The organism is Streptomyces sp. NPDC051664 (genome assembly GCF_044453545.1).
Classification (GTDB): domain Bacteria; phylum Actinomycetota; class Actinomycetes; order Streptomycetales; family Streptomycetaceae; genus Streptomyces.
Window position 1 is genome coordinate 1 of record NZ_JBITCU010000011.1, and the last position, 24,909, is coordinate 24,909.

The 24,909-nt window shown below is 69.2% G+C and carries 19 protein-coding genes; 6 read left to right on the top strand and 13 right to left on the bottom strand.

Translation table 11 applies throughout. The features are described 5' to 3' along the window. Positions 1–77: 77 nt before the first annotated feature. From ACIA8E_RS21190 to ACIA8E_RS21220, 7 genes are all read right to left on the bottom strand, one after another. Entirely contained in the window at positions 78–989 is a 912-nt protein-coding gene (locus ACIA8E_RS21190; protein WP_399300399.1) for a carbohydrate ABC transporter permease, read from the bottom strand. 5 nt (positions 990–994) lie between these two features. Then, entirely contained in the window at positions 995–1,930 is a 936-nt protein-coding gene (locus ACIA8E_RS21195; RefSeq protein WP_399300402.1) for a carbohydrate ABC transporter permease, read from the bottom strand. A gap of 21 nt (positions 1,931–1,951) precedes the next feature. Next, positions 1,952–3,292, bottom strand: coding sequence for an extracellular solute-binding protein (locus tag ACIA8E_RS21200; RefSeq protein WP_399300405.1), 1,341 nt, complete (start codon positions 3,290–3,292; stop codon positions 1,952–1,954). Between the two features lie 59 nt (positions 3,293–3,351). Beyond that, positions 3,352–4,524, bottom strand: a complete 1,173-nt coding sequence (locus tag ACIA8E_RS21205; protein WP_399300408.1) for an ROK family protein — start codon at positions 4,522–4,524, stop codon at positions 3,352–3,354. Positions 4,525–4,755: 231 nt separating this feature from the next. Then, positions 4,756–5,343: a hypothetical protein gene (locus ACIA8E_RS21210; RefSeq protein ID WP_399300411.1), complete on the bottom strand. Its 588-nt coding sequence runs from the start codon at positions 5,341–5,343 to the stop codon at positions 4,756–4,758. Positions 5,344–5,583: 240 nt separating this feature from the next. Beyond that, positions 5,584–6,240, bottom strand: a complete 657-nt coding sequence (locus ACIA8E_RS21215) for a hypothetical protein (protein WP_399300414.1) — start codon at positions 6,238–6,240, stop codon at positions 5,584–5,586. Positions 6,241–6,541: 301 nt separating this feature from the next. Further along, positions 6,542–8,785, bottom strand: coding sequence for a PQQ-binding-like beta-propeller repeat protein (locus ACIA8E_RS21220; RefSeq protein WP_399300417.1), 2,244 nt, complete (start codon positions 8,783–8,785; stop codon positions 6,542–6,544). A 298-nt stretch (positions 8,786–9,083) separates the two neighbouring features. Between ACIA8E_RS21220 and ACIA8E_RS21225 the strand changes: the two genes are divergently transcribed. After that, entirely contained in the window at positions 9,084–10,055 is a 972-nt protein-coding gene (locus tag ACIA8E_RS21225; protein ID WP_399300420.1) for an aldo/keto reductase, read from the top strand. Positions 10,056–10,123: 68 nt separating this feature from the next. On the opposite strand, the gene ACIA8E_RS21230 is transcribed toward ACIA8E_RS21225, so the two are convergent. Then, entirely contained in the window at positions 10,124–14,128 is a 4,005-nt protein-coding gene (locus ACIA8E_RS21230; protein WP_399300423.1) for an Ig-like domain-containing protein, read from the bottom strand. 521 nt (positions 14,129–14,649) lie between these two features. Then, on the bottom strand, positions 14,650–15,651 hold the full coding sequence (locus tag ACIA8E_RS21235; RefSeq protein WP_399300426.1) for a hydroxyacid dehydrogenase: 1,002 nt from the start codon (positions 15,649–15,651) through the stop codon (positions 14,650–14,652). Positions 15,652–15,950: 299 nt separating this feature from the next. Here ACIA8E_RS21235 and ACIA8E_RS21240 point away from each other — a divergent pair, with 299 nt between their 5' ends. The 4 genes from ACIA8E_RS21240 (at position 15,951) to ACIA8E_RS21255 (ending at position 20,551) form a co-directional block, all read left to right on the top strand. Then, the gene (locus ACIA8E_RS21240) at positions 15,951–16,805 is read left to right on the top strand and encodes an ABC transporter permease (protein WP_399300934.1); all 855 of its coding nucleotides are present in this window, start codon (positions 15,951–15,953) and stop codon (positions 16,803–16,805) included. Then, positions 16,802–17,719, top strand: coding sequence for a carbohydrate ABC transporter permease (locus ACIA8E_RS21245; protein ID WP_399300429.1), 918 nt, complete (start codon positions 16,802–16,804; stop codon positions 17,717–17,719). Before ACIA8E_RS21240 ends, ACIA8E_RS21245 begins: the two co-directional genes overlap by 4 nt. A gap of 54 nt (positions 17,720–17,773) precedes the next feature. Beyond that, the gene (locus ACIA8E_RS21250) at positions 17,774–19,420 is read left to right on the top strand and encodes an extracellular solute-binding protein (RefSeq protein WP_399300432.1); all 1,647 of its coding nucleotides are present in this window, start codon (positions 17,774–17,776) and stop codon (positions 19,418–19,420) included. Between the two features lie 81 nt (positions 19,421–19,501). Further along, a complete protein-coding gene (locus ACIA8E_RS21255) occupies positions 19,502–20,551 on the top strand; it encodes a LacI family DNA-binding transcriptional regulator (protein WP_399300435.1) in 1,050 nt (349 codons plus the stop codon). A 43-nt stretch (positions 20,552–20,594) separates the two neighbouring features. Here the strand turns inward: ACIA8E_RS21255 and ACIA8E_RS21260 are convergent, their stop codons facing one another. The 3 genes from ACIA8E_RS21260 to ACIA8E_RS21270 all read right to left on the bottom strand — a co-directional run bounded on the left by ACIA8E_RS21260 (position 20,595) and on the right by ACIA8E_RS21270 (position 23,770). Next, positions 20,595–22,169 carry a DUF2207 family protein gene (locus tag ACIA8E_RS21260; RefSeq protein WP_399300438.1) on the bottom strand — a complete coding sequence of 525 codons (1,575 nt, stop codon included), beginning with the start codon at positions 22,167–22,169 and terminating at the stop codon, positions 20,595–20,597. Next, the gene (locus ACIA8E_RS21265) at positions 22,166–22,732 is read right to left on the bottom strand and encodes a LemA family protein (RefSeq protein ID WP_399300441.1); all 567 of its coding nucleotides are present in this window, start codon (positions 22,730–22,732) and stop codon (positions 22,166–22,168) included. The genes ACIA8E_RS21260 and ACIA8E_RS21265 overlap by 4 nt, the downstream gene beginning before the upstream one ends. Before the next feature lie 597 nt (positions 22,733–23,329). Continuing rightward, a complete protein-coding gene (locus ACIA8E_RS21270) occupies positions 23,330–23,770 on the bottom strand; it encodes an ATP-binding protein (protein WP_399300444.1) in 441 nt (146 codons plus the stop codon). Positions 23,771–23,938: 168 nt separating this feature from the next. Between ACIA8E_RS21270 and ACIA8E_RS21275 the strand changes: the two genes are divergently transcribed. Continuing rightward, complete coding sequence (locus ACIA8E_RS21275; RefSeq protein WP_329165044.1) at positions 23,939–24,109, top strand: hypothetical protein; 171 nt, start codon at positions 23,939–23,941, stop codon at positions 24,107–24,109. Between the two features lie 173 nt (positions 24,110–24,282). Here the strand turns inward: ACIA8E_RS21275 and ACIA8E_RS21280 are convergent, their stop codons facing one another. After that, positions 24,283–24,888 (bottom strand): hypothetical protein, encoded by a 606-nt coding sequence (locus tag ACIA8E_RS21280; RefSeq protein ID WP_399300448.1) that lies wholly within the window; start codon positions 24,886–24,888, stop codon positions 24,283–24,285. Positions 24,889–24,909: the final 21 nt, after the last annotated feature.

The window sequence follows — 24,909 nt, forward strand, 5'->3', positions numbered from 1 at the left end:
TCCCGCAGCCGGGCGAAGCCGTCGATCAGTTCAGGGGTGTAGGTGGACCCGCCACCAACTACTGCGAGCTTCATAGGTCAGCCCTTTACTCCGGTGAGTGTGACGCCTTCGACGAAGGCCTTCTGTGCGAAGAAGAAAACGATGACGACCGGCACCATGACGAGGAGCGTCGCGGCCATGGTCAGGTTCCAGTTGACGCTGTGGGCGCTCTTGAAGGACTCCAGTCCGTAGCTCAGCGTCCAGGAAGCGGGGTTCTGGGCCGCGTAGATCTGCGGCCCGAAGTAGTCGTTCCAGCAGTAGAAGAACTGGAACAGCGAGATGGCGGCGATCCCCGGCTTGGCCATCGGGACGATGATCGTCAGCAGCGTGCGGAGCTCCCCGCAGCCGTCGACGCGGGCCGACTCGATGTACTCCTTGGGGATGGTCAGCAGGAACTGCCGCAGCAGGAAGATCGAGTAGGCGTCGCCGAACGCCATCGGGATGATCAGCGGCCACAGCGTGCCCGAGAGGTGGAACTGCTGGGCCCACACCAGGTACATGGGAATCACGATGACCTGGGGCGGGAGCATCATCGTGGAGATGACGAGGATCATCAGCCCTCGCCGGCCGCGGAAGCGGAATTTGGCGAGCGCGTAGGCGACCGGGACGGCCGAGCAGACGGTGAAGAGCGTGCCGAGCCCGGCGTATATCAGCGAGTTCTTCCACCAGGTGAGGAAGCCCTCCGTACGAAAGACGGCCGTGTAGTTCTCCCAGTGCCAGGAGTCGGGCCACAGGTCGCCGCTCATGGCCTGCGCGTCGCTCATCACCGACGTCAGGAACACGAAGACGAACGGCAGGACGAACAGCAGCGCGATGGCCAGGGCCACGCTGTGGACGGCGATCCAGTTCAGCACGCGTTTGCGGCGGGCGCGCGCGGCCTCGGGGCCCTGCGCGCGTGAGGTGGACGGGGCCCTGGAAGCGGCCGGGGCTTCGATGGTCGTAGTGGTCACCGGAATCAGTCCTCCGCCGAGAGCAGGCCCGAGCGCTTACGCATGAGCAGCATGGTCACGGCCATCGCGATGGCGAACAGCACGAGCGACAGAACACACGCCGCGCCGGTGTTGAAGTTCTGGAAGCCCATCGAGTAGACGAGCTGCGGGACAGTGAGGGTCGAGTGGTCCGGGTAGCCGGGCTGGATGACCGAGCCCGGGCCGATCGAGACCCCGGAGGCGAGCTTCCCGGCCACCAGAGCCTGCGTGTAGTACTGCATCGTCTGGACGACGCCTGTGACCACCGCGAACATCACGATCGGTGTGATCGACGGCCAGGTGACGTAACGGAACCTGGCCCACGCTCCCGCACCGTCGAGCTCGGCGGCCTCGTACTGCTCCTTCGGTACGTCCAGCAGGGCCGCCATGAAGATCACCATCAGGTCGCCGATGCCCCAGAGCGAGAGCATGACGAGGGACGGCTTGGCCCAGTTCGGGTCGTTGAACCAGTTCGGGCCGTCGACCCCGATGGCCGAGAGGATGCCGTTGACCGGCCCGGTCGCCGGGTTGAGGAGAAAGACGAAGGCGACGGTCGCGGCGACCGGAGGCGCCAGGTACGGCAGGTAGAAGGCGGTCCGGAAGAACCCGGGACCCGACTTGATCTTGGTGATCAGCAGCCCGAGCGACAGCCCGAAGACCACCCGCAGCGCCACCATGATCACGACCAGCCAGAGGGTGTTCCACAGGGCGGGTCCGAACAGCGGCATCTGCTCGAAGACGTAGGTCCAGTTCCGCAGGCCGACGAAGGTCGGCCGCTGGATCTGGTTGTAGTGCATGAAGGAGAAGTAGACGGTGGCGATCAGCGGGTAGGCGAAGAAGACGCTGAACCCGATCAGCCACGGGGAGAGGAAGCCGAGCGTGCGCAGTCTGCGCCGCGCCGGCGTGGAAAGGGTGAGGGCCATGGTGTGGTGCTCCCGCGTCGGTCAGCTCTTCGACTGAAGGGTGTCTGCGTCGATCTGTTCGTCGAGCTCGCGCAGCCCCTTGTGCAGGTCAGGGATCCGTCCCGCCTCGGCGGAGTAGGAGAAGTCCTGCAGCGACGTGATGTACATGCCGCCGTTGGTGGACTGCGGCATGGCTTGGCTGTACTTGTTCTGCGCGATGTCGATGAACGCCTTGAACGTCGGGTCGGCGTCCAGGTCGGGCGACTTCAGGGCCGCGTACGTCGAGGGCACGTTGTGGATCGCGTTGGCGAAGTCCACCACCTGACGGGTGTCCGTCGTCAGGAACTTGACCAGCTCCCAGGCTGCGTTCTGGTGCTTGCTGCTGTGGCCGATGCCGGTGACCGTGCCGGTCAGATAGCCGCGCCCGTAGGTGTCCGCCTGGTCGTCGGGCACCGGGAGCGGGGCCACGCCCCAGTCGAAGCCGGCCTTGGCCTCGTTGAGCATCAGACCGCGCCACTCGCCGTCGAGGTGCATGGCGAGCTTCCCGGTGAGGAAGGCGTTCTGCGCGGACATCTCGTCACCGAACGAGGTGCGGAACTTCTCCAGGGCGCCGTAACCGCCCTGAGCTTCCGCCAGTTGGCCGGTGACTCGGTAGAAGTCGGTCGTCGCCTTCTGCCCGGCGAGGACCGAGTTGCCCTCCTTGTCGAAGTACGTGGGGCCCCACTGGCCGAACAGACGGTCCGGACTGTTCTGGTACAGCCGGAAGTTGGGCATGAAGCCGACCCGCTTGTACGACCCCTTGCCGGAGCGCACGGTCAGCTTCTTCGCGTCGATGACGAACTCCGACATGGTCCGCGGCGGACGGGAGATGCCCGCCTCCTGGAACGCGTCCTTGTTGTAGTACATGCCGAACGCGTCCGCGAGCAGGGGGAGCGCGCACTGCTTGCCCTCGAAACTCGTGTACTGCAGAAGGCTCTTGGGGAAGATCTTCGCCTTGTCGACGCCGGTCTTGTGCAGGAACGGATCGAGGTCCGCCCACATCCCGGAGTCGCAGTACTGGCCCACATTGTTGGTGGTGAACGATGTGATCACATCGGGTGCACTGTCGCCACCGGCCCGCAGGGCCTGGTTGATCGTGGCGTCGGTGACGTTGCCGGTCGCCTGGACGTGGATATTCGGGTGGAACTTCTCGAAGCGGGCGATCGAATCGTTGATCGCCTTCACTTCACCGGGCGCCGACCAGCCGTGCCAGAACTTCAGTGTGACGGGGGCGGTCACGTCGTCCTCGGCGCTGCCGACGCCGGGGTTGGCGCAGCCGGACAGCAGTAGTCCGGCCGTGGCGAGTGCCGCGGACACGCACGTGCGTATGCGCCATCGCTGCATGGCGGCTTCCTTTGCGGTGGTCTCCCCCGCTGGGGAGTGCGGAACAGGGGCGGTGGGGATCAGGCGGAGGTGTCGAAGACGGTGTGGCGTGCCCGGGTGAGGGCGCGGCGCAGGGCGCCGATGAGGATCGGGTCACCATCCAGGTCGCTGATGCGGAGCTCGGGCCGGGGAAGTGCGAGGCCGGTCATCTCCTGCTCCACGAGGGCGCGGAGTGATTCACCCCCGGCCTGGGCGACTCTGCCGGACAGCACGACGAGGTCGGGGTCGACCACGGCGACGACGGAGGCCAGGCCGGTGGCCAGCCGTCGGGCCAGCTCCTTGCGTACGGAGTCGTCGGCGAGCGCCTCCTCCAGCGAGGCGGTGCCGCCGGCGAGCCGGCGTACGGCGGCCGCGGCGACGAGGCTCTGGAAGCCGCCGCCGGCGTCCTGGCCGGTCGGCCCTGCTTCCTCGCGTGCGAGAGGTGCGCCGGGCAGGGGCATGTAGCCGATCTCGCCCGCTCCCCCGGTCGCGCCGCGCAGCAGCGTCCCTTCGAGCACGATGGCGGCGCCGACACCCTCGTCGATCCAGGCCAGCACGTAGTTGTCCCGGTCCTGGGCGGCGCCGTCGTACTGCTCGGCGAGTGCGGCGAGGTTGACGTCGTTCTCGATGTCCACCGGGGTGCCCAGCACCTCGGCGAGTTCGCCGCGCAGGGTGCGGGAGTGCCAGCCGGGCAGGTGGGGGGCGTAGCGGAGCTGTCCGCTGCGGGGGTCGATGGCTCCCGGCGTGCCGATGACGGCGGCCGCGATGTCGTCGTGGCCGAGCCCGGCTTGGCGGAGCGCTCCGTCGACGGCCTCGGCGACGAGCTGGGCGGTGCGGTGGCGCACGTCCTCGGCGACGGCGCTCGCCGCGATGTGACAGCGGCCGGCCTCACGTCCGGCGATGTCGGCGACGATCGCGGTGATGCCGGTGGGGCCGGCGGACAGGGCGGCGACATACCCGGCGGAGGGGTCGACCTCGTAGAGCAGTGCATTCGGACCGGGGCCTCCGGTCTGCGCCCCGATCGCCCTGGCGAGTCCGGCGCCCTGCAAGCGCTCCAGCATCTGCGAGATGGTCGCCTTGGAGAGGCCGGTGAGCTCGCCGATGCGCGCCCGGGTCAGTGCGCCGTGCGCCACGAGGAGGTCCAGGGTCGCGCGGTCGTTCATCGCACGCATGGTGCGCGGGGTACCCGGGGTTCCCCTCACCGGAGCGGTCATGGAGTGGCTCCTCGTTGAATAGTTAGGACACTTTCCGATCTATTCGAGGAATGTAGGTCCGGCCGGGAAGGGCGTCAAGGGATGTTCTCTCGAGAGGGAGCGAGAAATTTCCGGGAGCAAGTCGGACAAGTCAGCGCATGCCTCACGCATTCGGGGCGGCGGGGCGGGATCCAGCGAAAACCGGGCCCGGCGTGACCGTGGCGATCCTTGAGGTCGACGACCTGTCGGTGATCAGGCCTCCGAAAGTTCGCTGGATGCGCCGGACAGGTCCACACCCGGATCCTCGGTCATGAACTCCGCCACCAGCTCGGCCGGATTGGCATCCGAGGTCAGCTCGAACATCGCGTCCGGGTCGAACATGTCGTAGAGAATCACCGGAACCGGGCGCCCCAGTACCTCCACGATCCGACCGCTCCCGTGAAGGCGCCGAGCCGCCCCGACGCACACCTCGTAGAACCATTCGACCAGCAACTCGTCGCGCTCGTCCGGCTCTTCGTCGTCCTCGTACCAGAGCCCCCGGGACTCCGCTTCCCGCCGGTGCGCCTCCGCGCCCTCCGGATCACGCCCGACGACCCGCACCCCTTCGAGCCCCGTCTCGGGGAAATACGCGTAACTCCAGCGCGCCTCCCAGGCATCCGACGCCGTCTGCGCCGACTTCGCCGCGTCGGCCTCGGTCGTGTAGCCGACCGCCACGTACGGAAGCCGCGGATCTTGATCGACGCTGTCGATCCGGAACGTCACCGCGTAGATCGCGCCGTCCGCCGGAAACTCTCCGACCACCTCACCGGCAACCCGTTCCACGTGCTCCGCGAAAGCCATATGCCCCTCCTTGATCAGGTCAAGGATGACAGGCGGCGTCCACGGACAGTGGTCTTGGCCGTCGCGGCAAGGCCACCGATAGGGCCGGCGAAGCGCTCGGAGATCTCGCCACCATTCAGGCCGTACCGCAGGACGCCACATGGCCGGGTCGGCCTCGATGCCCTCGCAGAGCCCGTACGTGCACCGGCGGTGACCGCGCAGGCCCTACCCACGGCGGTCACCTCGGGTGCCCGCCGTTGGTCAGCGCTGCGGGGGGTACGGCTGAGGAGGCGTGTCAGCTCCTCCGGCGAAGGGATTGCCGTGACCGGGAAGCTGTCCGCCCGGCGGCAGGTACCGCAGCCGGCCGCTCCGGTCGGTCACCGGCGTGAACCCGGCGGCCGCCAGCCGGGCGGCGTACTTGGCTTTGTAGCGCCGGCCGGCGACGTTCACGACGGGCAGGAGGGACATCAGTACGACCCAGACAACGCCGGCTACGACGAAGGAGGTGGTGTCCGCGCCGAGCCAGGCGACGACACTCACGACCATCACGGTGATGCCGAGACTCGCGATGATCAGCCGCTGCTTGTCGGAGAACTCGGTGGTGAGGTCGAACGTGATGCGGGCCTTGAGGAGTTGGAACGCATCGGGCACGAAGGGCGGCAACGCGCCCCCGTCAACGGCGTCAGGGTACTGCGCCCAGTTCTGCGCGGCCCGCGCGCGAGCCTGCGGGCCGGGGTCGGCCACGAGAGACATCACGTACCCGTCGCCCCGCCGGACGTCGGCATACTGGTACCCGAACTGCTCGGCGACGACGGCGAGTTCGGCGATTTTATCAATGGACGACATGCCGCTGGTGACCTGAACGGGCTCTCCGGTCGCCATCTCACGCAGCATCTTGCGCACATCCTGTTTACTCACTGGCCCCCCTGCCACTGACAACGTCGGCAGCTTTCCACACCAGCGCGTCCACACGGAACACGGACCGCACCGGCTTGACGCGGTCTTGACAGTTGCAGCCCGAGGTCCGGCCTCCCGCTCAGGCGACCCGGTGCGGACGCCGGTCGGTGGCCGGGAACGGGAGACCGGTCCGGTCGTCAGCACCAGAAACGCTACGGGCGCGGCGCACTCGCAAGACGCGACCTCGCTGTGCAGGCCACCGAGTGAGCCGCTGAGGTGTCCGCACGGCAAGGAAGGCGGCCGGCGTCCGGTGCCGCCGGGATCAGCCCGACTTCGGCGGCTTCTGCGCGTCGAAGGCGAAGAGAGTGTTCTCGGCCGCGGCGACGATTACCGCACGCCCCGCAACGGTCACGCGCGGGCTTGCGCCCTGCTCGCCCGTCAAACCATCGGCCTGCGGATCTGTTGTCCACAGGGGTTTGCCATCGTGCGGCGACAGCGCGACCACCCGGCCGGTGGCCGAGCTGAAATACAGCGCGTCGGCTCCCGCCACGGGACCCGACGCGCCCTCCACGCTCGTCTGCCGCGACCACTTCTTCCGGCCGGTCGCGGGGTCGAGCGCCGTGACGAGACCGGTCTGTCCGCTCACGTAGACGGTGCCGCCCGCCATGCCGGGCGTCCCCGCGTATGTCTTGGCCAGTCGGGAGTACGTGACCTTCCGCGAGGCCGGGTCGACCTGCGCCACCCCGTCGTACCCGGTCAACGCCGTTCCCTCCCTGTGCTCCTGAAGGAGTACGAGCCTGCCGTTGGCGACGCCCATCGGCACAGCGGGGCCGTCAACCGCGATGGGCCTGCCCAGTGTCCCCGAGGCGCGGTCGACCGTGTACAGGGTGGGGCTGCGCACCTCTGACGCATCCACCTCCGCATCCGTCGCACACATCGCGAAGAGCTGTGGGCCCACCGGGACGGGAGCGCACTGCGTACCCGTGGGGAACGACGTCGTCCAGGCGACCTTACCGCTGTGCGCGTCCCGGGCCTCGAAGCGGGAGTTGGAAGCGTCGACCGTCACGACGGCGGGGCCGACCACCATGGCGTCCTGAGTCCGACCCGTGACCGCCTTCGACCGGGCGCCGGACGGCACGGACCACAGCTCCCGGCCGTTGTTCGCGTCGATGGCCACCACCTCGCTCGGAGGGTCCTGCGGGGCGTCCTGGGCGGCGAAGCGGTAACCGAGCACCGTGTCGTCGGTGGCGCCCACCAGGTGCATGCCCTGGACGGGGACGCCCGGGCTCTTCGCCGTCCACACCCGCGAGCCGTCCAGGGCCCTGATACGGGTCGCGACAACACCGCCGCCCCCGCAGAACAGCGCGTCGCCGCGCGCGACGCAACGCAGCTCGTCGGGGATGCCCTCGCGACCGCCCTGCACAGTCTTGCGCCACGGCTCGAAACCGTCCGGAAGTGCGGCACTCGGCGCCGCAACGCTGTTGCCCTTGTCGCCGCCGCTGTTCCCCCCAGAGCCGCCCGCCTTCAGCACGGCGACTCCCCCGCCGATCGCTGCCACCGCGACCGCGGCCGCGAGCACAGGCCGCCATCGGCTGCGCAGACGGTGGCCGATGGGGCTGCCGGTGCTCCCTGTATCGGGATCGGCCGGGGCGGTGGTCGGGGCAGTCGGCGCCGGGGTGGCCTGCGTCGCGAAGTGATGCTGGGTGATCATGTCGCGGGTGCGGCCCGCGCCAACCCCGTTCGCGTCGGTCCCGCCGAGGTCGGCGGGCAGGTCCCGCAGCAGCACAAGGAGTTCGTCCGCCGAGGGGCGCCCATTGGGCTCCTTGTCCAGGCACGACTCGACGACCGCGCGCAAAGCCACCGGCACGGCGCCCAGCGACGGCTCCTCGTGCACCACCTGATACGCCGTCATGTATGGGCTGTCCGCGTCGAAGGGCCCGTGGCCCGTCACTGCGTACACCAGCAGCGTCCCCAGCGAGAAGACATCGGACCGCGGCCCCACACCACGCGGCGCCTGCAACTGCTCCGGCGACATGAAGGGCGGCGTACCGATGACCCGCCCTGTCATCGTCAGCGTCTGCTGGTCCACGGCGCGCGAAATGCCGAAGTCGATGACGCGCGGGCCCTCGGGCGAGAGCACGACGTTCGAGGGCTTCAGGTCACGGTGGACGACCCCCACCCGGTGGATGTCGCGCAGCGCCTCCGCCAGCCCGATGGCGAGCGTCCTCAGCTCCGCTCCATTCAGCGGGCCCTTCGTGGCGATGTGCTGGGCGAGCGTGTGCCCCTCGATATAGGTCGTCGCCATCCACGGCTGCTCGGCCTCAGGGGCAGCGTCGACCACGGCGGCGGTGAACGCGCCGCTCACCCGCCTCGCCGCCGCAACCTCCTGTCGGAAACGGATGCGGAACTCGTCGTCCCCCGCGAACTGCTGGTGGATCAGCTTGATCGCGACAGGTCGCCCCGAACTCGTACGGGCCAGAAAGACCGTGCCCATGCCACCCGAGCCGAGCCGCGCCTCAAGTGGATAACCGCCGATCTCGGTTGGATCACCTCCGCGCAGCGACACTCTTCCCGACCTCCCGTCCCCCGTGCACCTCTGCCACCACGGGCCTGCGTACCTGTCCTGCACACAAACTAGCCGCAGGGCAGTACGACAGAGCAAAGCGGGTGACGAACAGGGAGCCGAGGGCTGCTCCTGCGCCGTACACGACGAAACCCGCCAAGAAAGGCGGTCCCAGCCGCGCCAGGGTGCCCGGCGGCGGCCGTCTCAACCCTGTCTCGGGGCACGGTCCCTGGCCCGCGGTGCTCGACCGGTGCCTCGCCCCCGCTGAGGGCGACCGGACGCCGACGTAGGGTCGGTGGCCATGGACTATCTGAAACTCGGCACGACCGGTCTCGACGTCTCCCGCATCTGCCTGGGTTGTATGAGCTACGGCGTCGCCGACCGCGGTAACCACAGCTGGACGCTGGACGAGGAGGCCAGCCGGCCGTTCGTACGGCAGGCCGTCGAGGCAGGTATCAACTTCTTCGACACCGCGAACGTCTACTCCGACGGCACCAGCGAGGAGATCGTCGGCCGGGCGCTTGCCGACTTCGCCCGCCGCGACGAGATCGTGCTGGCCACCAAGGTGCACGGCCCGATGCGGCCGGGGGCCAACGGTGGCGGGCTGTCCCGCAAGGCGATCATGACCGAGATCGACCACAGCCTGCGCCGGCTGGGCACCGACTACGTCGACCTCTACCAGATCCACCGCTGGGACCGGGCGACGCCGATCGAGGAGACCATGGAGGCCCTGCACGACGTGGTGAAGGCGGGCAAGGCCCGCTACATCGGGGCGAGTTCGATGTATGCATGGCAGTTCTCCAAGGCGCAGTACATCGCCGAGCGGCACGGCTGGACCCGATTCGTCAGCATGCAGAACCACTACAACCTGCTCTACCGCGAGGAGGAGCGGGAGATGCTCCCGCTGTGCGCCGACCAGGGTGTCGGGGTCATCCCGTGGAGCCCGCTGGCCCGCGGCCGGCTCACCAGGGCCTGGGACACCACCAGCACGCGCAGCGAGACCGACGAGTTCGGCAAGACCCTCTACCAGGACACCGACCGGCACATCGTGGACGCCGTCGCGGCGATCGCGGACGAGCGCGGTGTCACCCGCGCCCAGGTCGCGCTGGCCTGGCTGTTGCGGCAGCCGGGGGTGACCGCGCCGATCGTCGGCGCGACCAAGCCGCAGCACCTGGACGACGCCGTCGCGTCGGTGGACCTGCGGCTGAGCGACGACGAGTGCAAGCGCCTCGAGGAGCACTACAGCCCGCGCGGCATCGTCGGCTTCGCGTAAGCCCACCGGGCCCGACGCACAGGAGCGGCCCGGCCGTTCGGCCGGACCGCTCCTTCCCGCGCTGCTGGTCAGGCCACCGTCACCTGTACGGTGGCCGGTTCCGCCGGGGTGCCGGTCGGGTCGGCCGCGGTGGCTTTGAACGTGTGCGGCCCTGCGGCAAGTTCGCCGGACCCGGTGCAGGTCCAGTTACCGCTGTCGGAAACGGCGGCCTTGCACAGCGCCGCGTCGTCGGACGTCACGGTCACCGTCGCGCCGGGCTCCGCGGAGCCCGAGACGGCCGGGTCGGCACCGACGGTGTCGCCCGCCGCAGGCGAGGCGACCGTCACCGGCGGCGCGAAGTCGGTGACGTTCGGGACGCCGTCACCGCTGATCTTCACCGCCACGCTGTGCACCGTCAGTTGACCACTGCCGTTGCGCAGCCGGAAGTCGGCCGCCGAGTGCTGCTGGCCGCCGAAGTAGGCGTCGGTGGCCGTCACGGTCGCGGTCTTCCAGGTGTTGCTGCCGGTCAGCGCGATTCCCGCGGCGGACTTGTACGGGTCGGAGCCGCCGTTGTCGTACTGCACCGAGAAGGAACCGGTGCCCTGGTCGTAGTAGGAGAGGGTGAAGGTCGCCGTGTAGTACCCGGCGTGCGCGATCGAGTCGTCGACGTCGAAGTAGATGTTGCCCTGGGTGCTGGTGCGCGCGGACAGGCCGTCGACCACCGAGGCGGTCGTCGGGCCGTCGAAGCCGCCCGAGGGCCGCTCGTCCTCGCTCATCCCGTACGCGTGGTCGGTGGCGCCGACGACCGAGCCGACCACGGCGGTGCCGGGCGGCAGGTCGGAGGCGTCGAAGGCGACCCCGGCCGAGGCGTCACTGACCATGCCGCCCGGGTCGGCGACTGTCGCCGTGGCGGTCTGCCGCCCCGGGGTGAAGCCGCCGTCGGGTGCGCAGCTCCAGGCGCCGCTGTCGTCCGCGGTGTCGGTGCACAGCACCCGTGACGCCTCGCGCACGGTCACCGTGCCGTCGGGGATCGCCGTACCGGACACCGCCGAGCCCAGCTTGACGGTGGCGCCGCCGCGCGGGGTGGTGATCGCCGGGGCCGGCGGGAAGGCGTGCCGGTCGGGCACCCAGGCGCCGGTGACCGTCAGGCCCACGCTGTGCACGGTGAAGGGGCCGGCCGCCGAGTGCAGCCGCAGGTCGCCGCCCGCGCTCTGCAGCCCGCCGAACCAGGCACCGCTGAGGGTGACGTCTGCGGTCTTCCAGGTGTCGGTGCCGGTCAGCGCAATGGTGCCGGCCTCGTGGTAGCGGTCCTTGGCCCCGGCGTCGTACTGCACGGACAGCGAACCGGTGCCGGAGTCGTAGTACGACACCGTGACCTTGGCGTCGTAGGACCCCGTCGCGGCCACGTCGTCGGCGACGTCGAAGGACAGATCGCCTTCTGTGGTGCGGGCGGCGAGCCCGCCCACGTCGTCCGTTGTGGTGGGAGAGCCGGCGTCCTCGATCTGGCTGAGGCCGTAGTCCCGGTTGGTGCCGCCCAGCACGGTGCCGACGGTGGCGCTGCCGGACCGGGTGGCCGCGTCCAGGCCGAGCTGTACGCCGCCCAGGTGCCGGGCCGCGGTCGGCGCGCTACCGGTGACCCGCGCGAACGGCAGGGCGGTGGTGGGCGCGGCGACCTGCTGCACCAGATAGGACTTGCCGGACTTCACGGGGACGTTCAACAGGTCCGCGGTGCTCGCATGGACGACGAGATGGCCGTTCCTGCCGTCCACGACCTCGGTGAGCTGACCGGGCCACGGGTTCTTCACCCGCAGGGTGCCGGAGGCGCCGGCCTCGATCGCGGCAGTGACCAGCTTGCCACCCTGTACCTGCACGTCCACCTTGCTCCTGCCCTGGATGTAGACGCTGCCCGCGCCGTCCCACTCGGCCGGCCAGGCCGGTGCGAAGCGGACGATGCCGTCGTAGTCCTGGGCCAGCGCCTCGCCGACCGCGGTCGCGACACCGGACTCCTGCTCGATGTAGGGCTGGAAGCCGGCCGAGCTGCCGAGGTCGGCGAATCCGTTGGGGTAGACCTGGTGCCCTTCGGTCAGCGAGATCAGGTTGCCGCGCACCTCGGCGGGGTTCTGCAGCCGAGCCGCGTCGATGGCGTCCATCGACCAGTCGTTGCCGCCCTTGTTGGGCCGGTGCGCGTAGCTGCGCTGCTCGAGCGAGAACAGGTCGGCGTCCTGGTCACTGACGGTGTTCCAGGGCCACAGCGGCTCCAGTTCGATGTTCTCGCCGTTCCTGCGCTCGGCCGCCGGCTCGTACGAGATCGCGATCATGTCCGTGCCGGTGGCGTCCGCGGCGGCGGTCTCGGCCGCGGTGTAGCCGGGGTTGAGCAGCTTGCCGCGGGTGGCCTGGTCGGTGCGCGGGTAGGGCGGGATCTGCGTCTGCGCGGTGGCGGCGCGGGTCACCAGGGCCTTGTCGGCGCCGCGGTCGGTGCCGAGCACACGCGCGATCTTGCCGATCAGCGGGAAGACCGCCCGGTCGAGCGCGATGTCGGTGGTCGGGTCCTTGACCGCCCACTGGGTCTCGTGGGCGTTGGCTTTGGCGTGCAGCAGGCCGTCGGCGCCCACGGTCTGGTAGGCCAGCTGGAATTCGGTGACCGACTTGATGAACGGCCAGTACCGCTTCAGCGCGGCCTTGTCGCCGGTGCCCTGGTACTGCTCCCACATGTAGAGGGCGACCTCAGGACCCGAGGAGATGTCCAGGGCGTTCCAGTTGGGGCTGCCCGGCTCGCTGCACGAGCCGTTCTCGCCGGCGCCGGGGGAGATGCCGTTGCCGTTGAAGCGCATCGTCTCCGGCAGGCAGGCGCCAGGACGGCCGCCCATCTGCTGCTTGGTCCACGCCTCGATGGCGGGCAGGTCGTCGGCGTACATGTCGAAGATCGGGGTGTTGAGCTGGTAGTTGCCCGAGCTCATGTTCGCTGCGATCTGGGTGCGCAGATTCCACAGCCAGTACGCGGACGGCGTCCAGGTCTGGGTGTCCCTGTTCCAGGCGAACATGTCGGCCTCGCCGGCCTGGCTGCCCGGGTAGATGCCCTTCTTCATCGACGCCGCCTCTTCGTAGAGGTACAGCGTGCGCAGGTTCTCGATGTATTCGGCGCTGCCGTCCGCCGAACTCATCGCGATCAGGCCCGAATGCGCCCAGAAGCCGTCCCACCAGCGGTCCTGTGCGGACGTCAGGGTCCGTACGGATGCGGTCGCGTCATGGCCGATCACCTTGGCGGCGGTCTTGGCGGCGTTGCCGCCTGTCCAGCCCGGCGAGGCGACGACGACCCGGAAGGTGCCGTCGGCGTGCGGGGTGAAGCTGACCTTGACCTGCGTCGGGCCGCTGACGGTGGTGCTCACCTGGCGGCCGCCCGCGGTGATGGCGGCGAGCGAGCCGAAGGTCTTTCCGCTGCCGATGGGCGGGCTGCCGTCGGCCCAGGTCTCGGCCAGGGTGCCGACGGTGCCGGACACTGCCGCGGCGGGCTTGCGCGGCGACCACAGGTTGATGGTGGCGGTCTGCGCCACGCCCGGGTCCGCCCCGGAGACGTCGACGATCAGCTCGTCCTTCTCCGCCGCGACCCAGGCCTTCATCGACATGCCGCCGCCGGACTCCCGCAGCACGCCGTCGGTCAGGTCCAGCTGTCCGCGGAAGTCGGCGGCATGTGAAATGACGGACAGGCCGGGGATGTTGAGCCGGCCGGGGGACTTGCGGTCCGGCATGGTGTCGGAGCGGTTGAGCTGGGCGGTGAAGCCGCCCGCTGCCCAGGCCGCCACGCCGAGCGATCCGTTGCCCAGCGGCATGGACGCGGTCGGGTCGGAGTTCGGCGAACCGAGCACGATGTCGGAGCGGCTGACGACACCTGCCGGGTCGAGCGCGAAGTCTCCGTGCTGCCAGGCGGTGGTCGGCCCCGCGGCCGCGGCGGCGGTGCCGCCGTCGACCACGGCGGCGCCCGCGAGGGCGGTGAGCGCCGCCGCACAGAGCGCAACGACCCGTCTGTACGGAGCCCGCCGGCGACGGCGGGGGAATTTCTGCACGATGCCCTCCAGGGCGGTACGGCTCGCAGTCAACGGTGCTGACGTAGTAGTCCGATGAATACGCCCGCCTCCGCGCATGACTTCACTGTGGCGTGCAGAAATCAGGCGCCGGGCTCACGTAACATCGGATGACTGTCGTTCTAGACCATCCATGACGGCGGCGTAAAGACCCAGGACGCACGAAGGTGCCGGCCAGCGGACGCTCCACGGGGGCGTACGGGGACGGAAGTGCAGCCGGCCGACCACCTGCCCGAGGAATTCACCGAGTTGGTCCGCGACTTCCTGGACGCGGCATGAGCGCCCCCTCCTCGGCCTGCGCCGGCCTCCGGGGGCACCGGGGGCGGATCGATCGAACGGCGGAATCTTCAGGCCGTGGGAGAACAAAGAGCTCCCGGCCACGATGGCATGTTCACTCGCCCGGAGTGTGATGGACCGACCCGGCGGACGTGGCGACCACGCCGCCTATGTACCCCGGGTGCCCCGGTGCAGCGGCCCCGCGATTCCGCTCCCCTCCGTTCCAACGCTCTCGCGTTCCACGTCGCCGGTGAGCGGCCTCAGGCGAGCCGTGTCAGGTCGGCTCGCCCGAGGCCGCCGCGCAGGGGCTGCCCGCGGGCGAAGCGCTCCGCCTCCTCGACGGCGTAGACACCGAGGCGGCGCACCTCGCTGCCCTGGGCACCCGCAAGATGCGGGGTGGTCAGGACGTTGGGGAGCGTGAGGAGGGGATGGCCGGCGGGGAGCGGCTCCGGGTCGGTGACGTCGAGGAAGGCGTCCAGACGGCCCGAGGCGCACTCGCGGGTCAGGGCGTCGGTGTCGAGCAGGCTGCCACGGGCCGTGTTGACGACAGTGGCGCCGTCCGGGACGAGCGCCAGCATCGCCGCGTCCATCAGATGGTGCGTTTCGGGGAGTTGAGGGGCATGGATGCTCACCACCGAGCTACGGCGGCAGAGTTCGTCCAGCGGGACCAGCTCAGCGCCCAGGGATGCAGCCTCCCGCCCGGTGACGTACGGGTCGGTGAGCAGAAGTCGGCAGTCGCTGTCCGAAGCGGAGAGCCGGGCGAGCACGCCGCGCCCGATACGGGAGGCGCCGATGATGCCGACCGTCCGGCCGTCCGCGCCCTCCCGCTCCGAGAATGCCGGCCAACCCTCCCCGTAGCGCGCGGCGGTGGGCAGGGCACGTTTCGAGGCGAGCGTGATGACGGCGACGGTGTAGTCCACGACGGGGCCCGCGTTGGCGTCCGCCGCCGAGGAGACGAGTAGACCGCGCTCCCACACCGCCTCCGTGACCAGGCCCTTGACGGATCCCGCGGAGTGGACGATCGCCTCCAGCCGTGGCGCCAGGGCCAGTACGTCCGCGGCGATCGGCGGGCAGCCCCAGCCGGTGATCAGGACCTGGGTATCGGCGAGGACGGCGCCCGCCTCCGTTCCGGTGAGCGATCCGGTCAGCGGTTCGTCCGCCAAATCGACGCAGCGCCGAAGCCGTTCACACAGTCCGGGTGGGAACACCGCCCGGGCTACGTCAAGGCCCATGGCCAGCACGGCGGTTGGTCGGTCGGCCACGGATACCCACTCTCTGCCTGTAACCGGTTACACAACAGTGCAGGAGGTTAGAGCGATTTCTTGCAAGAGGTCAAGAGAAGTAAGGACGCGATGGGTTGACCACCTCATGTAACCGCTTTAGATTCCTCGCACCTTGTTCCCACGACGGAGGGGTTGCCGTGCCCACGGTGACAGAGAATCTGACCGGCGGCGGAGCGGTTGCGCCACCCATCGAGCGGACGCATCCCCCTAACTCGGCCATTTCTTCGCAGAGTCAGCGGTGGAAGCGTTTCCAGTCGAGTCGGACCCTCGTGCTGCTGATGCTCCCGGGGCTGGCGTACTTCCTGCTCTTCCACTACGGCGCCTTCATCGGCAACGTCGTCGCGTTCAAGGAGTACGTGCCGTTCGACGGACTGTGGGCCAGCCCATGGATCGGCGTCGAGAACTTCAGCCGGATGTTCGGTGACCCGGACTTCTGGCACGCCACCTGGAACACCCTGGCGATCGCCCTGCTCCAACTGATCTTCTTCTTCCCCGTACCGCTGGCCATCGCCCTGCTGCTGCACAGCCTCACCTCGGACCTGCTGCGCCGCTTCGTGCAGTCCGTGGTCTACCTGCCGCACTTCCTGTCCTGGGTCATCATCGTCGCCCTCTTCCAGCAAGTTCTCGGTTCTACGGGCCTGTTGAACAGTGCTCTGGGCGATGCCGGGCTGCACACGGTCGACATCATCGGCAACCCCGACGCATACAAGCCCCTCGTCGTCGCCCAAGTCGTCTGGAAGGACGCCGGCTGGGGCACGATCATCTTCCTCGCCGCCCTGATGCAGGTCGACGAGCAGAGTTACGAAGCGGCCGCCATCGACGGCGCCGGCCCCTGGCGCCGCTTCTGGCACGTCACCCTGCCGTCCATCAGGCCCGTCGTCGTGCTGCTGCTGATCATGCGGCTCGGCGACGTACTGTCCGTCGGTTTCGAGCAGATGCTGCTGCAACGGTCCACGGTGGGACCCGGCGCCGGGGAGGTCCTCGACACCTTCGTCTTCTGGCAGGGCCTGGTCGGCGGCGACACCGGCTACGCGGCCGCGGCAGGCCTCTTCAAGGGAGTCGTCGGCGCGGCCCTCGTCTTCGCGGCCAACAAGGTCGCACACCGGCTCGGAGAGCAGGGGATCTACAAGTGACCACGGCAGCACATCACGCACGCCCGGCCCGGCACATCCGTCCCGCCTGGGCGGAGAAGCCCAGGCCCGTCACCCAGGCGGGCAAGGCCGTCGCCATCGCCGTCCTGCTCGTCCTGGTCCTGATGCCCTTCCTGGTGATCGTCTCCACCAGCCTCGCCTCCAACCAGGAGGTGGTGGACAACGGCGGCTGGATACTCTGGCCCTCACACCCGACCACCCGCGCCTACCGGCAGATCCTCGACGGCGGCATCGTCACCAAGGCGCTCGGGGTGAGCGTCGGCGTCACCCTTTCCGGGACTCTCCTCTCGCTCGCCTGCACGACGTTCCTCGCGTACGCTCTGAGCCGCCCCAAGGTCTTCGGCACCAAGCCGGCACTGATGCTCATCCTCTTCACCTTCCTCTTTCCGCCCGGCATGATCCCGGCCTTCCTCCTGGTCAAGGGGATGGGTCTGCTTGACAACTACGCCGCATTGATCGCCCCCGTGCTCATCAATGTCTTCAATTTGGTGGTCCTGCGCGGCTTCTTCCAGGGGATCCCCGAAGAGCTGTACGAAGCCGCCCGCCTGGACGGCGCGGGCGACTGGCAGACCCTGTGGCGAATCGCGCTGCCGCTGTCCAAGGCCGCGCTCGCGGTGGTCGGCCTCTTCTACGCGGTGAGCTACTGGAACGCCTGGTTCCATGCCTCGATCTATATGAACTCCGACCACTGGCCGCTCCAGCAGGTCCTGCGCACCTATGTCATCGGTGGCGCACAGATCGCCGACACCGGGGCCAGCGAGGCAGGCATGATCTCAGCCCCGCAGACGACGCAGATGGCAGTGCTCGTGATCGCGACCGTACCCATCCTGATCGTCTACCCCTTCCTGCAGAAGTACTTCACCAAAGGCGTGCTCACCGGCGCCATCAAGAGCTGACCCCACCTCTCCAACACCCCAGCCCCAGAGCCGACTCGAAGGGTTTACCTCGTCATGTCCTCCTCCCTCTCGCGCCGCACCCTGCTGCGCTCCATCGCCGTCGGTGGCGTCGCGATCGCCACCCCCGCCGGACTCACCGCGTGCTCCACCAGCTCCAAGGACCGTCAGGTCAGCAACGCCGGTACGAAGCTGGCGCCCTGGCCCGCCTACGTCGCCGCCCCGGCACCCGCGCCCGAACTCGCACCTTCCTCCAGCGGCGTACAGGCCGGGTACACCCGCTACCCCGACAAGCTGGTCAAGGCGGTGACCGACAAGCCCGGCAAGGGCGAGAAGATCAAGGTCATCACGATCACCTACGGCACCCCGCCCAAGCCCGCCTCGCAGAACAAGTACTGGGCCGCGATGAACGAAGCCCTCGGCGTGGAGATCGAGTTCACCGTCGTGCCCGACGCGGACTTCGACGCCAAGATGGCGACCGTCATCGCGGGTGGTGACCTGCCCGACATCATCAACGTCGGCGGCGGCCATGTACTGCCCAGCAAGGAACAGTTCGTACGGGCACGCTGCGCCGATCTCACCGAGTTCCTGTCGGGCGATGCGATCAAGGAGTACCCCAACCTCGCCAACATCCCCACCTACTCCTGGCAGGGCCTGGGCCGGATCGCGGGCCGGCTCTACGGCGTACCCATCGAACGCCCGAAGCCGAACGAGGCCATCTTCATCAACCGCACCGCCTTCGACGCGGCCGGCTACAAGCCGGGGATGTCCGCCGAGGACTTCGCTGCCGTGGTGAAGGAGGCCTCGACGTCGAGGAAGTTCGCGCTCGGTTCGTCCATGTCCACCATCTACGGGCACAAGACGCACGCCATGTGGCACGGCGCCCCCAACGACTGGGAGATCAAGGACGGCAAAGCCATCGACATGTGGGGCACCGAGGAGTTCAAGGCGACGCTGGAGTACCTGGTCGCCAGGAACAACGACAAGGTGTTCTACCCGGACGCCTCCTCCACCTCCACCGTCGACATCAAGACCCTCTTCTACAACGGCACCCTGCTCTCCATGGCGGACGGTTTCGCCGGCTCCCTGCTCCCGGCCCAGCAGAGCATCAAGGGCGCATACGAACTCGATGTCCTCACGCCGTACACCGTCAGCGGCGCGACCACCCACTACCAGCAGAACACCGGCTATTTCGGTGGCACCTACTTCAAGAAGGCGTCGAAGGACCGCATCAAACTGCTCCTGCGGGTCCTGGACTGGCTGGCCTCGCCGTTCGGCTCCGAGGAGTACCAGCTGATGCACTTCGGCGTCGAGGGCACCCACTTCACCCGCGACGCGTCGGGCAGTCCCATCCTGACCTCGCTCGGCCTGATCGAGAACAAGATCAATGTGCCGTTCGCCTACCTCTGCGACGCCCCCACCGTGCTGTTCGTGCCCGGCGACCCCGAACTCACCAAGCGGGTGCACGCCTGGGAGCAGAAGGTGATGCCGATGATGAAGCCCAACGACAGTGCGGGCCTGGTCTCGGAGACCCTCAGCAAGCACAACGCGACCCTCAACCAGCTCCTCAAGGACGGGACCACCGCCGTCATCTCCGGCCGCAGCAAGCTCTCCGACTGGGACTCCATCTACAAGAAGTGGCGCAACCAGGGCGGCGCCAAGGCCGCCGACGAACTGGTGAAGGAGTTCGAGTCGACCCACTGACCAGCAGGTAGGGCAAGATGGTTCCGGGTGGCAGCCGCGAGTGCTGCCACCCGGGGCGGCGAACGACAAGAGGGGGCAGTGGTGGGGGAACGGGTCACCATCCGTGATGTGGCGGCGCGTGCCGGGGTGTCGGTGGCGACCGCCTCCCGGGTCCTGTCCGGCACCCATGCGACCTCGGCCGGTGCCCGGACGAAGGTGCTTCGTGCGGTCAAGGACCTCGACTACGTGATCAACCCGCACGCCCGCGCTCTGGCCGGCACCGGTCGCAAGACCGTCGCCGTCCTCATCTCCCAGGTCACCAGCCCGTTCTATGCGAAAGTCGCCCAGGGCGTCGAGGAGGAGAGCGCCAAGCGCGACCGCCTCTGTCTGGTGTGTACGACCGGGGGCGACCCGACCCGCGAACTCGCCGTCGTACAGATGATGCGCGAGCAGGCGGCGGAGGCCGTCGTGCTGGTCGGCGGGGTCGCGGAGGACGAGGAGTACCGGGCGCGGATGGCGCAGTACGCCCAGGCGCTCGCCGCCGCCGGTTCCCGTCTGGTGCTCTGCGGCCGGCCCACGCCCGCACCCGATGTGCCCGCGATCGTCGTCGAGTACGACAACGAGGCGGGCGCACACGCCGTCACCAGCCACCTGCTGGGCGCCGGACACCGCGAAATCGTCCTGCTGGGGTACGAACCGGGGCACACCACGGGCGAGGCGCGCGTCGCCGGATATCTCAAGGCCCTCGCCGACCACGGCCTTCCGCCGTCGGCGGCCCGGCTGCACGGCACCCACTTCAGCCGGATCGCCGGGTACGAGGTGATGCGCAGGCTCCTCGACGCGTGCGACGGGCGGCCCGACTTCACCGCGGTCGTCGCGGGCGACGACGAGAGCGCGGCCGCCGCGATGCGCGCCCTCCAGGAGCGCGGGCTGCGGGTGCCCGAGGACATCTCAGTCGTGGGCTACAACGACGACCCGGTGGCCGCCGAGGTAACCCCCCGGCTGACCACGGTCCACATCCCCGCCGAGGAGCTGGGCCGCACCGCGGTCCGGCTCGCGCTGGACGGACCGCCGGCCACCGGTCCCGAACGGCACGTCCTGGGCACGCACATCGTGATCCGCGAGAGCGTCAGGCCGCTCTCCCGCATCTGACCGGAGCGCCTCACCGTGGAGGCGCTCCGGAGCATCTTCTTCCTTAAGAGGCGTCCTGCCTGATGGCCTTCACTCGGTCGCCTTCCGGCATCGCGGCCCTCACCAGCTCCGCGGAGCGGATGGTGCGGGTGCCCCGCGAGACCCGCAGCCGCACCTGGGCGCCGGTCGCTATGCCCTGCGAGGCCGCGGGCAGGGCCCAGGCGGTGGTCAGGTCCGTGTTCCCCTCGTCCAGGGCCAGGAACCGGGCTGCCTCCTTGCCCGTGCGTGACTCCATCCGCAGCACCTCACCGGTGATCGTGTCGGGCTCCCGCCGCTCCAGGCAGGCGAGTGCCAGGAGGTACGTCGCCAGCACGCCGAACGCCGCGATCGCCGCCCACTCTCCGAGCAGGGGCCCCTCGTGGGCCGCCGCATCCCTGAACCAGCCGTGGCTGCCGCTTGCGAAGTTGCCGGGCATCATCGCCAGGAACGCCACGAGAAGCGTCCAGCGGCTGAATTTGCCGGCCACCACAAGGCCGAGCAGCACGCTGCCCACCCAGCCGGCGCTCAGCACCAGTCCCGGACGGCGCAGCGAGCCGCCGCTGTGCGCGTCGACCGCGACCGCCCAGTCGGGCTGCCGCAGTATCGCGAAGGCCCAGAGCCCCACCGCGACCACGCCCGCCGCGGCCGCCCACTGCAGCAGCCGGCTCGTCGAGCAGCCGAAGCCGGGGCGCAGCCGCGGGTAGCGGATCCGCACCGGGCGCCAGGTCCCTCCGTACGAGGACCAGACGCGTCGCCGGTCGCCGGAGTCGAAGCCAAGGAGCCGGCTGGTCAGGACGGTGACGCCGAGCGCGGTCCCGTACGCGAGATAGCGGTCCCAGACCGTCACGGATGCGGGCGGCAGCTGGGCGAAGTCCTCGTGCGCCGTCAGCCAGGCTCGCAGTCCGGCCCAATGCCCGGCGCGTTCAAGGCCCTTCGGTGTCGCCCGCTCGCCGAGCGACCTGCCGAGCAGGAAGGCCAGCGCGGCCCCCGGAGCCACACCGACGAAGAGCGCGGCGCGCACGCCGTGCCCTCCCATGACCGCGGCCACGGCGAACAGTGCACCGGGCACGAAGGCACCGATCAGCAAAGCAGTGCCGAGCAACGGTGCGAACCGGTGCCGGGACAGGCCGCGCAACCGGGCCTCGGCGATGATCTCTTGGCGCAGCGCCGTGTTCCAGGAGGCGGCGCGCTTGTCGTCACGGAAGGCGATCGCCCCGATGGGTGCGCCGCCGTTCGCCACGCGGGTGGCGACGCGGTCCAGTACCCGCTGCTCGTACGGCATCAGCCCCGGCGCCGCCCGGCCCGCCTCGGTGAGGTGCACGGTGCTACGGGCCGGGTCGTCGCCCGGCTGTCGCAGCTCGACGAGCCCACGGGCCGCGAGATCCAGCAGGGTGGCCGCGGCGGCATGCTCCACTCCCCGCCAGTGATTGCCGAGCAGGCTGACCACGCCTGGCGGTTCGGGGTCGGCCCCGAACTCCTGGGTCGCGGGCCCCGGCGTGACCACGCCGTTCCGGGTGGCGACCAGCGCAAGCCCGAAGGCGGCGAGCCAGAGCACGATCAGGCCGGCGCCGCCCCAATAGAGCTGTTCGGTGACCGTCACGCGAATCTCACCTGGACGGCATCCTGCGCCACGCCGGCGGCCTCGAAGTACTCCCGCCGCCCATGCGCGCCGCCCAGCCCCGCCACGACGTTCCCCGGGAAGCTCTCGAGGGCGGTGTGGTAGCTCTGCACGGCGCTGTTGTAGAACTGCCGCGCGTACGCAATCTTGTCCTCCGCCGACCTCAACTCGGCCTGCACCGTACTGAAGTGCTGATCCGCTTTGAGCTCCGGATAGCTCTCTCCGAGCGCGAACAGCCTCCCCAGCGTCGCGGTGAGCGCGTCCTCGGCGGCTGCCCGGTCCGTAACACCGAGCCCGCCGCCTAGGGCCGCCCCGCGCGCGGCGGTGACCGCTTCGAAGGTGCCGCGCTCGTGAGCGGCGTAGCCGCGCGCCCCCTCGACGAGATTCGGTATCAGCTCATGCCGCCGCTTCAACTGCACATCGATCTGCGCCCACGAAGCCTGCGTCTGATTCCGCAGCCGAACGAGCCGGTTGTAGGTCCGAACAACCCACCACCCGCCCACAACGACAAGTACCGCAACAATTGCACCCACGATGACACCCACAGCGTCGCCCCCCAGAGGCCCTAAAAGATCCGCCCCCCTGGCCGATCGACGCGATCTTATTCCGGCCGCCAGGGCCCGCACGGCTCGGGGAGCGTTCGCCCATGGGATTCCCCGTGCTCGCGTCGGTGATCTGGGGCGAAGCGACCATCAGGCTGTGAGGACGCCGTCCAGGAAGGGTTCGATGGCCTCGCGCCAGCCGTCGGGTTGGTCGCTTATGCGACAGCAGCACGCGCTGGTCATTTGGTACGGCCGGACCTCCCTCTACAGTCCCACCGAAGCGACCCACCAACCGAGGGAGCTCACCCGCACCTGGCGGTTGGCATTATCGACGTTCGTGTCCACCAAACTCCCGTGAGGCAACCGCCGAGGTACCCACCAGCTCCCCCCGGTGAGAAGTGCCGTTTCCTGGCGGCGCATGATGCAAGGGGGACTGGGCGGGGCTGTGGGCCCTGGACCGCACCGGCCGGGGCAAGGCGGTCGACTCCCCGCTCGGCATCAGCGCATCGCGCAGGCATGTCGGGCAGCACCGGCATAGGGCGTGCGACGGGTCGGACCGGGACACCGTCCTCCAGCTACGGGTCGCTTCCGCCCCAGAACTCAGCTGACGTCCCCGCCATGCCTAGGCTTCGGAGCGCCCGGTGGTACGAAGCACGCGGTGACGGTCTTGCCCGACGCCTGCGGATGCGTGGCCCAGCCGTCGGCGAGTGCGTCGACGAGAACCAGTCCGCGCCCCCCGGTCGTCGTGAGGTCTTCGGGCTGCCTGGCGGGGGGCAGGGGGTCGGAGTCGTGGACACTCACATGCAGGCAGTGGCTGTCCCAGGTCAGAACCAGCTGGGCGTCACTGTGCGCGTGCACGTGCGCGTTGGTGACCAGTTCGGAAACACTGAGCAGTATCGCGTCCACTGTTTCGGGGGCGTCCCTGGTCCACTCCAGGGACGCCAGGTGCTCACGCGTCCACCGACGGCCGGCCCGCACGCCTTGCGACACCGGAAACGACTGAGCCCATCCCATCGCGCGCAGCGACGTGTCCTTCGCCATTGCCCCTCCCTCACTCGGCACTCCTCACCCCTCTACCCCTGCCTTCGAGGAACACCCCCGCAACCCCGGCACGCAGCCCGGCCGACGTCCCGAAGCCGAAGCGGAAACGAGGTCTGTCTATGGAATGTCCGGGCACACGCACCTCACCCCCTTCGAGAGGAGCACCCCATGCTCGGCATCGCCGCGGCCGTCCTGTTCGTCATCGCTTTCCTGATCAACGCAGCAGAAATCACCACCAACGACGTCTTCTCCTCCGTGAACCTCATGCTCCTGGGCCTGGCACTTCTTGCCCTGCACGTCGCGGGAATCGGAGCTGGCCGCCCTTCCCGCAGACGCTGACGACGCCGGCGGGAACCCGGCGCGGGCGAGCTCATCGAGATCCTCCCCGCACCACGCAAGACAGCCCTGGCGCCGAATCAATTCGGGGCCAGGGCTGTTCAGACCAACGGGCCCTGGCGCGCCACTCCAGTGTCATGGTCGACCTGAGTCATGAAGAGAAAAACCACCGCACATCATCCGCTCGACGCGAGCACCGACAGCGCCAACAGTTCGAACGACCGCGCGTTCATCGCAGAGTCCGCGATGCCTTCGTATCGGCAGCAGAACTGCCATGGACCGCAAGGTTGGAAGCGGGTCTGGACTTCACTCTGTCGCCCAGCGATCTCGAAGCCACCACCCTGGAGACCTACCTGACCGTCAGCCTGGAGACTCTGGTCCACCGCCGCCGCTGACGGACAGCATGCGAGACGCCAGGCCGGCACGCCCAGCGGTTCTCGAAGTAGGGGGGAGACGACGGCGGAGTCGAGCCCGGCGGTGGACGGCGGCCGCGGGAAGCCGAGGTCGTAGGGCTTGCGGGGCTTGTCCAACGTGCCGCGCACGGGCAGGCCATGGGCCTTCCCGTGCGCGGTGATGTCTCCCATCCGGTCCGTGAGATCGTGCGTGCGGCCCTCGGCGCGCGGATCGTCCCCGATGTCGTGGGGTGCGGTGCGCTCCGCGCGAGCGCTGGCGGGCACGGTGTACATGCCACGGCGGATCCGCTCCAGCGGATCGATCCCAGGTTCGAGCAGGTAGCCAGACAGCGGTGCTCCGCCGCGATTTTCGTAACCAGAGATCGCCAAAGGTGCACGCCGACGCGGGGA